Source organism: Streptomyces pimonensis, from assembly GCF_041380215.1.
Classification (GTDB): Bacteria; Actinomycetota; Actinomycetes; order Streptomycetales; family Streptomycetaceae; genus Streptomyces; species Streptomyces pimonensis.
This window is the reverse complement of sequence record NZ_JAHWZY010000085.1, coordinates 1-4,878: the sequence shown is the minus strand read 5'-3', so window position 1 is coordinate 4,878 and position 4,878 is coordinate 1. Positions and strand designations below refer to the sequence as shown.

At 74.4% G+C, this 4,878-nt stretch carries 2 protein-coding genes; both read left to right on the top strand.

Annotation, left to right across the window (positions count from 1 at the left end; genetic code table 11):
* Positions 1-508, top strand: a 508-nt coding sequence (locus KYY02_RS33315; protein ID WP_371244705.1) for an acyl carrier protein, incomplete at its 5' end; no start/stop codon positions are given.
* A 57-nt stretch (positions 509-565) separates the two neighbouring features.
* On the top strand, positions 566-4,878 hold a 4,313-nt coding region (locus tag KYY02_RS33310; RefSeq protein ID WP_371244703.1), incomplete at its 3' end, for a beta-ketoacyl synthase N-terminal-like domain-containing protein.

Below are 4,878 nucleotides of genomic sequence, written 5' to 3'. Positions count from 1 at the left end.
GGAGAGGCTGGCCGCGTTGCCGAAGACCGAGCGGACGCCCGCCCTGGTCGACCTGGTGTGCACGCACATCGCGGCCGTGCTGGCGCTGCCCGGCCCCGAGGCGGTCGACGAACGGCGTGCGTTCACCGAACTGGGCTTCGACTCCTTGACCGCCATCGACCTGCGCAACCGGCTGAACACCGCCACCGGACTGCGCCTGCCCGCCACGCTGATATTCGACTACCCGACCCCGCTCGACATGGTCGGCCACCTCACGCAGGCGCTCGTCGTCGACGAGCCCGGCGGGGTGGCTCCCCTGCTCGCCGAACTGAGCCGCATCGAGGCGAGCCTCGCCGCGATCGAGCCCGGCGACGACGAGGACGACCGGGTCGGCACCCGGTTGGCGGCCTTGCTGGCCCTGTGGCGCGACAGCCGTGCCGACGCCACCACGCGGACGACCGAGAACCTCGACGACGCCACCGACGACGAGGTGTTCGAAATGCTCGGCAAGGAATTCGGCATCTCCTGACCCGCCCGCCCACCCCACTTGCTCGACGAGCTCGACCTTCCCTGGAGTAGAGACGGCATGGACAACGAGGACAAGCTCCGGTACTTCCTGAAGCGGGTCACCGCCGACCTGCGTGAGACACGCCGGCGGCTGCGCGAGGTCGAGGAGGGCGAGCAGGAGCCGATCGCGATCATCGGCATGAGCTGCCGCTACCCCGGCGGTGTGCGCTCCCCCGAGGACCTGTGGGCGCTGGTCGCGAACGGCCGCGACGGCGTGACGCCGTTCCCCGACGACCGGGGATGGGGCGAGGTCGCGCTGTCCGACCCCGAAGACCCCGACCGCGTGTTCCGCACCGAGGGCGGGTTCCTACACGACGCCGCCGAGTTCGACCCCGGCGTGTTCGGCATCTCGCCCCGCGAGGCGCTGGCGATGGACCCGCAGCAGCGGCTGCTGCTGGAGACGTCCTGGGAGGCGTTCGAGCGGGCCGGCATCGACGCGTCGACGCTGCGCGGCAGCCGCACGGGCGTGTTCGCGGGCGTGATGTACCACGACTACACCTCGCGGCTGCGGTCGGTGCCGGAGGAACTGGAAGGCCTGCTCGGCACCGGCGGCTTCGCGAGCGTCGCCTCCGGCCGCGTGTCGTACACGTTCGCGCTGGAGGGGCCCGCCGTCACGGTGGACACCGCCTGCTCGTCCTCCCTGGTCACGCTGCACCTGGCGGCCCAGGCGCTCCGGTCGGGCGAGTGCGGGCTCGCCCTCGCGGGCGGGGTCACCGTCATGGCGACCCCGAACACGTTCATCGGCTTCAGCAAGCAGCGCGGCCTCGCCGCGGACGGCCGCTGCAAGTCGTTCTCCGACAGCGCCGACGGCACCGGCTGGGGCGAGGGCGTCGGCATGCTGCTGCTGGAGAAGCTGTCCGACGCCCGCCGCAACGGCCACCCCGTGCTGGGGATTGTCCGCGGCTCGGCGGTCAACCAGGACGGCGCGTCCAACGGCCTCACCGCGCCCAACGGGCCGTCGCAGCAGCGGGTGATCCGGCAGGCCCTGGACAGCGCCGGACTGACCGCGTCCCAGGTCGACGCCGTCGAGGCGCACGGCACGGGCACCACGCTGGGCGACCCGATCGAGGCCCAGGCGCTGCTGGCCACCTACGGCCAGGAGCGCACCCGGGAGCCGCTGTGGCTCGGCTCGGTGAAGTCCAACATCGGCCACACCCAGGGCGCGGCCGGTGTCGCGGGCGTCATCAAGATGGTCATGGCGATGCGGCACGGCGTGCTGCCGCCGACCCTGCACGTCGGCGAACCCTCCCGGCACGTCGACTGGTCGGCGGGCGCCGTGGAACTGCTGACCGGGGCGCGGCCGTGGCCGGAGACGGGACAGCCGCGCAGGGCGGCGGTGTCGTCGTTCGGCATCAGCGGCACCAACGCCCACGTCGTCCTCGAACAGGCCCCGCCCGAGAACACCGACCCCGCCGAGGAGCCGGACGGCCCCGCCGACGAGCGGGGCGCAAACGCCGACGGGCAGGGCGGAAGCGCCGACGGGCAGGGCGCAAACGCCGACGGGCAGGGCGCAAACGCCGACGGGCAGGGCGCAAACGCCGACGGGCAGGGCGCAAACGCCGACGGGCAGGGCGGCCCCCTGGAAACCGCCGCCCCCGTCCTGACCGACGCGGTGCCGTGGGTGCTGTCCGGCAACGACCCCGGCGCGCTGCGCGAGCGCGCCGCCGACCTTCTGTCCCACCTGGACGGCCAGGACGTACCGGCGGTGGACGTCGGCTACTCCCTAGCCGTGAGCAGGACCGCCCTGGAACACCGGGCCGCCGTCGTCGGCACGGACCGCGCCGAACTGCTGCGCGGCCTGCGTGCCCTGGCCGCCGGCGACCAGGCGCCGAACCTGGTCCGCGGCACGGTGGGCACCCGCGGCAAGCTCGCCTTCCTGTTCAGTGGACAGGGCAGCCAGCGGGCCGGCATGGGCCGCGAACTTTACCGGGAGTTCCCCGTGTTCGCGCACGCGCTGGACGAGGTCTGCGCCGCCCTGGACCCGCACCTGGACCGACCGCTGCGGGACGTGCTCTTCGCCGAGCCCGGCACCCGGACCGCCGCCCTGCTCGACCTGACCACCTACACGCAGCCCGCGCTGTTCGCGATCGAGGTGGCGCTGTTCCGCCTCGTCACGGCCTGGGGCCTCGCCCCGCAGTTCCTCGCCGGCCACTCCATCGGCGAACTGGCCGCGGCCCACGTGTCGGGCGTGTTCTCCCTCGCCGACGCGTGCGCGCTGGTCGCCGCCCGCGGCGCACTGATGGGCGCGCTGCCCGAGGGCGGCGCCATGCTGTCGCTGCGCGCCGACGAGGACACCGTCCGCCGGCTGATCGCCGAGCACGGCGGCGCGGTGGACATCGCAGCGGTCAACGGCCCCGAATCCACGGTGATCGCGGGCGACGCCGACGCGGTCGCCGCCATCGACGGCGCCTGGCGCGAACGCGGCGGGAAGACCCGGTACCTGCGGGTCAGCCACGCCTTCCACTCACCACACGTGGACGCCGTACTGGACGACTTCCGCACCGTCGCCCGCACCCTCACCTACGGGACGCCCACGATCCCGATCGTGTCCACCCTGACCGGCACCGTGCTCTCCCCGGAACAGGCCCGCGACCCGGAGCACTGGGTCCGCCACGCCCGCCGGGCGGTACGGTTCCTCGACGGCGTGCGGTGTCTGCGCGACCAGGGCGTCACGCACTTCCTGGAACTGGGTCCCGACGCGGTGCTGACCGCGATGGGACGCGACTGCGTCGACGAGGGCGCGCTGCTGGTGCCCACCTCGCGCGCGAACCGGGGCGAGGGCGCCACCTTCACCTCGGCCGTCGCGGCCCTGCACGTGCGGGGCGTCGCCCTCGACTGGCGGGCGGCCTTCGCGGGACGCGGCGCGCGGCGGATCGACCTGCCCACCTACCCGTTCCAGCGCAGCAGGTTCTGGCTGGACGCCGGCGCGTACGTGACGGACGTGACCTCGGCGGGCCTGCGGGCCGCCGACCACCCGCTGCTGGGCGCCGCGGTCACCCTGGCCGCCGAGGAGGGCGCTCTGCTCACCGGCAGGCTCTCCCTGTCCACCCACCCCTGGCTGGCCGACCACACCGTCGGCGGCGTGGTCCTCGTACCGGGCTCCGCCTTCGTGGAACTGGCGATCCGGGCCGGTGACCAGGTCGGGCTCGACCACGTCGAGGAGCTGACACTGGCGGCACCGCTGGTCCTGCCGGAGGACGGCGCGGTGTGGCTCCAGGTGTCCGTCGGGGCGCCGGACGCGTCGGGGCGCCGCACGCTGGGCGTCTACTCGCGGGCCGACGACGCGCCCGACGACCAGCCGTGGACACGACACGCCGTCGGCACCCTCACGGCGGACGAGCCGGCCCCGGCCCCCGGTACAGGTTCCTGGCCGCCCCAGGGAGCCGAACGCATCGGCATCGAGGGACGCTATGACGACCTCGCCGCCTCGGGACTCGGCTACGGACCCGCCTTCCGCGGTCTGCGCGCGGCATGGCGCCGGGGCGACGAGGTGTTCGCCGAGGTGGAACTGCCCGACCGGGACACCGCGGGCGCCTTCGGCCTACACCCCGCGCTGCTCGACTCCGCGCTGCACGCCGTTGGACTGGGCGACTTCGTCACCGACGCGGAGCAGTTGCACCTGCCGTACTCCTGGCGCGGGATACGACTGCACCGCGGCGGCGCGTCCGCGCTGCGGGCACGGCTGTCCCCGGCGGGCGCCTCGGGCGTCGCCCTCGACCTGGCCGACGGCACGGGCGCCCCCGTCGCCTCGGTCGAGGCACTGACGCTGCGCACCCTGTCGACGGACGGGCTGGCCGCCGACCGGCCGGACTCGTTGTTCCGGGTCGACTGGACGCGCGTACGTCCCGCCGCCTCCGTCTCCGCCCGCTGGGCGGTCCTGGGCAACGGGCTCGGCCAGACGGAGACCTCCACCCCGGTTCGCACCTACCCCGACCTGGCCGCACTGAGCGAGGACGAGGTGCCCGACCTCGTCCTCGCCCCCGTCCCCCCGGCCACGGACCCCGCCGAGACCACGTACTGGGCCCTGGCGCTGCTGCAGAAGTGGCTTGCCGACGACCGGTTCTGCTCGGCACGGCTGGCCCTCGTCACCACCGGCGCGGTGGCCGCGGACCCCGACGAGGACGTCCCCGGTCTGGCCGGCGCGCCGGTGTGGGGCCTCGTCCGCGCGGCACAGGCCGAACACCCCGACCGGTTCGTCCTCATCGACACCGACGCGTCGCCCGCCTCGGCACACATCCTGCCCAGCGCCGCCGCGACCGGCGAACCGCAACTCGCACTGCGCTCCGGCGAGATCCACGCCCCGAGACTGACGCGCGTCCGTCCCGGGGAGCC